This is a genomic window from Microvirga tunisiensis, assembly GCF_009296175.1.
Lineage (GTDB): Bacteria > Pseudomonadota > Alphaproteobacteria > Rhizobiales > Beijerinckiaceae > Microvirga > Microvirga tunisiensis.
In genome coordinates this window covers 1-6675 of sequence record NZ_VOSK01000326.1, presented here as the reverse complement: position 1 = coordinate 6675, position 6675 = coordinate 1, and the positions used below count along the sequence as shown (strand labels likewise).

The following is a 6675-nucleotide window of genomic DNA, read 5'->3' as shown; positions in this document are numbered from 1 at the left end:
GGATCTGGCGGGTCTCCAGCAAGCGGCCGAGGCCGATGCCATCTACACCCGCATTGTTGGAGATGAAAGTCAGATCCTTCGCGCCCGAATCACGGATCGCCTCGATCAGCGTCTCCGGAATGCCGCACAGGCCGAAACCGCCGGCCATGATGGTCATGCCATCCTTGATAAGCTCGGTCGTGGCCGACCGTGCATCAACATATACCTTGTTCATAGGTGATCCTCTCCATGGATCCCTGCTTGACGCACAGGGTGACGATCGGCCGGCCAACAAACGAAAAGAGGGAAAATGAAACACCTTCAGGACGTGACAAAGACAATCTGCGACAAGTTTTCCCGGAGTCACGAGATGGAGAACGGCGAGGTTGACGGTCTCACTCTGGCTACGAGAGCAGTGGGTCAGCCGCGGCCCACGCGATTGCCCTTTGCACAGGCATGGACTCAAGCCCAAGCATCCGCGCCGCGTTGGACGACACCATCTTGCGGATCTGCATGTCGTCGTAGCCGAGATCGATGCAAAGCCTGATGCCCCGGCGCAATCCTTCGAGCGGACTAATCGTCCCGGTCTGGCCCAAATCCGAACACAGCACGGTCTGATCGACGCCGGCCGCGTCGATGTGCTGACGCAGGTCCTCGGCCGAGCATGTCTTGAACTTCGACCCCTCCACGAACATGCAGAGCGAGTGCTCGACAAAGGCGCCCATTGCGGCCATCCCCTTTACGTCATTCATCGAGGCGTCGACAATATCTTCAGGGTGGGTCAGCACGAGCCTGGTCACGCCACGCCGCCTGGCCTCCTCGAAGACCAGCCACGTCTCGCTCACGTGAAGATGGCCGCTCGCCAGCACCATGTCGTTTCTGGCGATGACATCCAGCACTTCCTTGACGTCATCCCGCACGGTCCCGTTGTTGTCGAGAACCGGGATGCCGACGGCGGGCCGCATTTTCTGGGTGGATGCCGGGTGAACCCAATTCGACGTCTTTTCCCAGCGCAGGTGGTTCTCCGCCGCCAGGGTCGGCATCCACACGACCTTGCCACCCATCGCTGCTGTGTGCTCGACGGCGTAGGGGTTGAATCCTCCCACCACATTGTTCAGCACGATGCTGGACAAGATCTTCGTACGCAGTTCAGGATGGTGCTTGGAGATGAGGGCAGCCGTCATCACGCCACTGTAATCATGATCCTTTGTCACGACGGCTGCGACGCCTGCGGCGGAGTACGCCTCGAGCAATTCCAGATGGTCGACGCCGCGGGGCGCAATCGATGGGCCACTGTGAACGTGCGGGTCGATCGCTCCCTGCACGAGGTCGGCGATACGCTCGTCAATCGACTTGGTTGTGCTGACAGCTTGCGTCATGGCTTTTCGGCTCCTTGATTGCGCGCTTTCCGGGCTTCTGTCGTAGGCCGTCGGCGTTATGCGGCCGAGGCTGACGGGGTCGGCATCGGGTAGTCGTCGGCGTTCAGCACCCAGCCGGGCTTGGCGGAGAAGTCGAGCCGCGGCGGTGAGAAGATGTCGACCAACTGGTTGATCCCCGCGTCCATGCCGCGCGACGTGTGGATCGCCGGGGGCGGGATCACCGTCAGCGACGGCGAGGCGAGGATGGCATGCTCGTCCTCGCGCCAATGGTTCATGTTGGGGGTCCAGGGCCAGCGCAGGTGATGGGTGAAGGCGCCGTGCAGCGCCAGCGAGCCCTGCTCGAAGTCGTCGTGGTGATGTGGGGACAACTTTGTCACGTCGCGCGGGCCCTCCTGCGGATCCAGCACGTTCACCATCAGCGTGGTACAGCGGAAGATGCGACCGAAGCGGCCGGGCTCGCCCGGCACGTCCAGGCTGTAGGAGCGGATGCGATAGCCACCAGGTGGCGCAGGCCACGCCTCGAAGGGCGGGATATTGGCCCGCGAATTGATGTAGGACGCCGCATTGGCGCATTTGGCCACAAGATCCGGCGAGCGTGTGGTGAACAGGCGCACGATCTCGCCGCCTTGCGGCATTGCAATCCGGCTTTCTCCCGGCGGCAGGATGATCAGGGAATGGCCCTTCACCGTCCTCGCCTCCGTACCGGCGCTCACCTCGACCGTCGTTTCGGCGCGCGGGATCAGCGCCATGTATTCGTCAGGCTGGCTCGGGCGGCCGAGGACGGCACCCGGTTGGGCCAGGGTGTAGGCGACGATGAAGTTCTGGCCGCGCAGATACCAGGTCTGTCCCTCCGGCGTGCTCTCCTGCGGCGCCTCGTCATAGAACCTGCCATATTCCGCCGCGGCGAATTCCCCCGGCAATGCAATCGGCGGGGACGATGAACTGAGGCTGGCGCGTGGATCGGTTGGATCGAACATGTCGCTTTCTCCGTGTGTGGTGGCTCGCCGTGCCGGCGAGTGCCTTGTCCCGGCTCGGCTCAGGCCGTCAGGGCCGCGAAATCGGTCAGCGCCTTGGCCGCCGCCTGGCGCAGGAAGCCCTGGTCGGAGGCGACGATGAAGGCGGTCACGCCCAGCGCCTGTAACGCCGCGGCGTCGGCGGTGCTGCCCGCCATGGCACAGATCGGCTTCCTCGCGGCCCGGGCCGCCTGCGTCACCCGTTCGATCGCCGCGCGCACCATCGGCGCATCCATTGCATCGGCACCAAGGGCGACCGTCAGGTCGCCGCGCCCGAGAAAAATCCCGTCGATCCCCTCGACGGCCAGGATCGCGTCGATGCCGTCGAGGGCCTCTGCGTCCTCGATCATGGCAATGACCGTCGTCGCGGCGTCGGCGGCGTCGACATGGGGCCACATCGACAGGGCACCATAGCCTCCGGCGCGTGGGGAGTTGGAGAAGCCGCGGCGGCCGCCGCGGTAACGGCATGCTGCCGCGATGTCTTTTGCCTTGGCCGGGGAGGAGACGTGGGGTACCAGCACCCCAGCCGCACCGCTGTCCAACACCGAAAGGATGTTGGCGGCCGTCGGCTGTGCCACGCGGACAAGGCCGGCCGTGCCCGCGGCACGAGCGGCCAGCAGTCCGATATCAATGGCGCTGCGGTCGAACGGGGCGTGCTCCTCATCGATCACGACGAAGTCGAAGCCGACACCACCAAGGATCTCGATCGAATGACAAGTAGGCGTTTTGATGAAAGTCCCGACCAAGTGCTCACCGCTGACAAGGCGGTGGCGGAACGTTTCAGGGGTAGATCTGGCCCGCGTCATCGGCTGTTCCATTCAAGATTGTTTCGTCTAAAGAAACATCGTATTGCATAACGCAACAGATAGACTAGTATTTTCGCAAGTCAAGCACTTTCATGCTTGACACCGGCTTCGCATCGGGCCCGCCCCCTGCGGATGTCATGTTCACCAGAATGGAGATCGAAGATGCCGCGTATCGGCGGAGAGGCTAATGGAGACGGCGTGCAGGCGGTCGTGCTGGCGTTGCGGATCCTTGAATATCTGGCGGAGCAGGGCAAAGCGGTCGGCGTGACCGCGTTGGCGCAGGCGCTGGGAACGACCAAGAGCCGCATCTATCGGCATCTGCGCACGCTCGTGCAGCAAGGCTACATCCAACAATCGGCCGACACGGACCGCTACCGTGTGGGACCGCGGCTGTTGACCCTGGGGGTCTCGGTTGCTGAGAACTTTGATCTGACCAAGGCAGCCCAGGGCATCCTTCGCGAGCTGCGCGACACTTTGGGGATTTCCTGCGTCGTCTCGCAGGTGGAAGCGGCGGGCGTCAGGGTGCTGGCCACCATTCCCGGCAAATCGGCTTTCGAAATCGGCGTCAAGCCGGGGTCGCTGCTGCATTTCCACAGCTCCGCCCAAGGCAAGATCGCGCTTGCGTTCGGCAGCGATCAGTTGCGTGCCGCGGCCATCAGGCCGAATCTGGAAAAGATGACGCCGGAAACTGTTGTCGATCCGGAGGTGTTGCAAAAGGAAATCCAGCAGGTGCGGACGCGAGGCTGGGCCGTTGCCCCGAACGAGGCCGTCACTGGCTTGAACGCGTTGGCGGCACCGATCTTCGATGCGTCGGGAGATCTGATCGGCACGATCAGTGTCGTCGACTCGATCCAGTTCGTCCCTGAGCACCCCTCGGACGAGCAGATCCGCCGCATCGTTGCCGCCGGGCAAGCCATCTCGCATGCGCTTGGCTATTCCGTTCACCGCTGACGCGCTGCCAGGCCCGAACTGCGCCAGCGCATGCGGCGCCGATTACGTGACCGCGATCAGGCATACGCCAAAACCATGACGGCAACGGCCAAAGCAACCCATCCCATCCACTCCGGCCAAGTGAGCGGCTTTTCCAGGTGCGGCCGGGGATAGTTGTCCGGGATGGCTCCGTAGTTTGCAAGCTGGCTGAACCGCAGGTCGTCAAGCACTTCGAGATCGCCGTTCGTCGCCACGCGGCCCGCCCTGTCCGGACGTTCGAGGGTCATGAAACGGACGGACAGCCGGCCAGTGGCCCTCAGGCTCTTCGACGCCTCGCCATCCGGTGAGGCATGGCAGGAATGGCCGCAGAGAGGGTGGGAGGATGTTGCTCTCATCATGGCTGAAGCTCTCAAATGAAGTGGCCAGCCGGAGGGGTCCGGCTGGCGTGATCGTTTTGGATGGTTCAGGCGGCGGCCGCCGGCGCGGCCACAACAGTGGCACTGCGCAATTTGGGCAGGAGCAGCATCAGGACCGCGCCGACGAGCATGGCTGCGGCCATGGTGTAGAGCCCGAACTCGAGGTGACCGGTCGCCTGCTTGACCAAGCCCAGCGTGATCGGCGCGATGTAGCCGCCGAAGTTGCCGACGGTCGCCATCAGGGCGATGCCGGCGGCGGCCGCGGCACCGGTGAGGATCGTCCCCGGCAGCGCCCACATGACGGCCAACCCGGCCAGCGCCCCTGTCATGGCAAGCGACAGGCCGAGCAACGAGATGATGGGCTGCTGCGCGAAGACGCCGCTCAACACCAATCCGATGGCTCCCAGAACCCCACAGGCCGCCGTGTGCCATTTGCGCTCGCCGGTGCGGTCCGAGTGCTTGCCGATAAGGATCATGCCGACACAGGCCACAGCATAGGGAATGGCGGTGACAATGCCGTTCATCAGTAAGTCTTGGACACCGAGATCCCTGATGATCTGCGGCATCCAGAAGGACACGCCGTAGACGCCGGAGAGCAGCGCGAAGTTGGCGAACGCTAAGAGCCAGACGTTCACGTCCTTGATGGCATGACTGAACTTGTGCCCGACGCCAGCGGCAAGCTTGCTCTGGTTCTCCTCTTCCAGCTCGCCGACGACCAGCGATTTTTCACCCGCCGTCAGCCACTTCGCTTGAGCCGGACTGTCATCGAGATAAAAATAGCTCACGACGCCGAAGATGATCGCCGGCGTACCTTCGAGCAGGAACAGCCACTGCCAACCGTGCAGGCCATAGAGGCCGGCGAACGTGTTCATGATCCAGCCGGACAGCGGGCCGCCGATGATCCCGGACAGCGCAATACCGAGGAAGAAGATGGCGCAGATCTGGGAACGCAATCGCGCCGGATACCAGTAGGTCAAATAGAGAATGATGCCGGGATAGAAGCCGGCCTCCGCGATGCCAAGCAGGAAGCGCATGCCGTAGAACTGCCATGGCGTGTGGACGAACAGCATCGCGGTCGAGATGATGCCCCAGACCACCATGATGCGGGCGATCCAGAATTTTGCGCCGAAGCGCTGCAAGAGCAGGTTGCTCGGGATCTCGCACAAGCAATAGCCGAGGAAGAAGATGCCGGCCCCGATCCCGTAGGCGGCGTCGCTCAAGCCGATATCGGTCGACATTTGCAATTTGGCAAAGCCGACATTGACCCGATCGAGAAAGGATATGATGTACAGGAGAAGCAAAAACGGCATCAGCCGCCAGGCAATCTTGTTGTAGACGCGCCATTGTTCTTTGTTAGCGAAGTTACTGAGCGGTAGAAAGCTCATGAATTCCTCCTTTTTAACTAGGGCCTATCGAGTAATTACGATTGCGGCACTTCGAACGCTGCCAGTCTTTGATCTTCGACTGGCGAAATCGCTTCGTTGAGTGCCTTTGACGCCCCTTGCCTGACCGCCGCGCGTCTCAGGTCGTTCTGTGGATGTTTCGTCTAGCAGAACATCGTCTTGTTATACGAAACGTTAATTTTAATTCATGTGCTTGTCAAGCGGGGACGGCTGCGTGTCGGGTGGATTGGTTTGGCAGAGCGGAATGGCCGTCAGCACGGCAGGCCTCTGTTCGAATTCAAGAGACCAAGGATCCCTATCGGGTCGCGTCAAAGCCGCTTGCGATTGCGGGGTTGCCTTGCTCGTGCGTTAGCACGGTGACGCCGCACTTGTGGGGGAGGCTCATGGTCGACCAGGCACGTTGTCCAGCCTCCATGACGGGTCTGCCATGGAACTAAGGAGCCCCCTCCCGAAACTGTCCGGGTCCTCCGCGCCGGAATGTGGAGATGCGCCGTCACTCTGGGGGCAGCGCAAGATGTGTTCCCGATTGAGCGCTATGACCCCACCTACAATGGTGCAAAACTCCTCTTTGATCTCACGGTGACGATCCCGTGGGATCGGCTGCGAACGCGGTATGGCAATGGTTTCCTGGGTGCGCCGTTGATGCTGTGTCGGCCGTCCAGGACGCGATGGCCCGATCACGGAGGCGCCGATGCCAAGGCGCAAGATAATACCCCCGATGCTCAAGGTCCGGGTGAGCCATGAGGTCA

7 protein-coding genes are annotated in these 6675 nt (G+C 62.3%); 1 reads left to right on the top strand and 6 read right to left on the bottom strand.

Translation table 11 applies throughout. The annotated features are described in order from the left end of the window. The 4 genes from FS320_RS35465 to FS320_RS35450 all read right to left on the bottom strand — a co-directional run. A partial coding sequence (locus FS320_RS35465) for a CoA-transferase (protein WP_280178287.1) occupies positions 1-214 on the bottom strand: 214 nt, incomplete at its 3' end. Positions 215-383: 169 nt separating this feature from the next. Further along, positions 384-1358: a DUF6282 family protein gene (locus tag FS320_RS35460; RefSeq protein ID WP_152717056.1), complete on the bottom strand. Its 975-nt coding sequence runs from the start codon at positions 1356-1358 to the stop codon at positions 384-386. Between the two features lie 56 nt (positions 1359-1414). Beyond that, complete coding sequence (locus tag FS320_RS35455) at positions 1415-2335, bottom strand: cupin domain-containing protein (RefSeq protein ID WP_152717055.1); 921 nt, start codon at positions 2333-2335, stop codon at positions 1415-1417. Positions 2336-2394: 59 nt separating this feature from the next. Continuing rightward, positions 2395-3189: an HpcH/HpaI aldolase family protein gene (locus tag FS320_RS35450; protein WP_244627599.1), complete on the bottom strand. Its 795-nt coding sequence runs from the start codon at positions 3187-3189 to the stop codon at positions 2395-2397. A 150-nt stretch (positions 3190-3339) separates the two neighbouring features. Here FS320_RS35450 and FS320_RS35445 point away from each other — a divergent pair, with 150 nt between their 5' ends. Further along, on the top strand, positions 3340-4128 hold the full coding sequence (locus FS320_RS35445) for an IclR family transcriptional regulator (RefSeq protein ID WP_162003453.1): 789 nt from the start codon (positions 3340-3342) through the stop codon (positions 4126-4128). Between the two features lie 56 nt (positions 4129-4184). Here the strand turns inward: FS320_RS35445 and FS320_RS35440 are convergent, their stop codons facing one another. Beyond that, complete coding sequence (locus FS320_RS35440; protein ID WP_152717053.1) at positions 4185-4505, bottom strand: hypothetical protein; 321 nt, start codon at positions 4503-4505, stop codon at positions 4185-4187. 65 nt (positions 4506-4570) lie between these two features. Further along, positions 4571-5908 carry an MFS transporter gene (locus FS320_RS35435; protein ID WP_152717052.1) on the bottom strand — a complete coding sequence of 446 codons (1338 nt, stop codon included), beginning with the start codon at positions 5906-5908 and terminating at the stop codon, positions 4571-4573. Between the last annotated feature and the right edge of the window lie 767 nt (positions 5909-6675).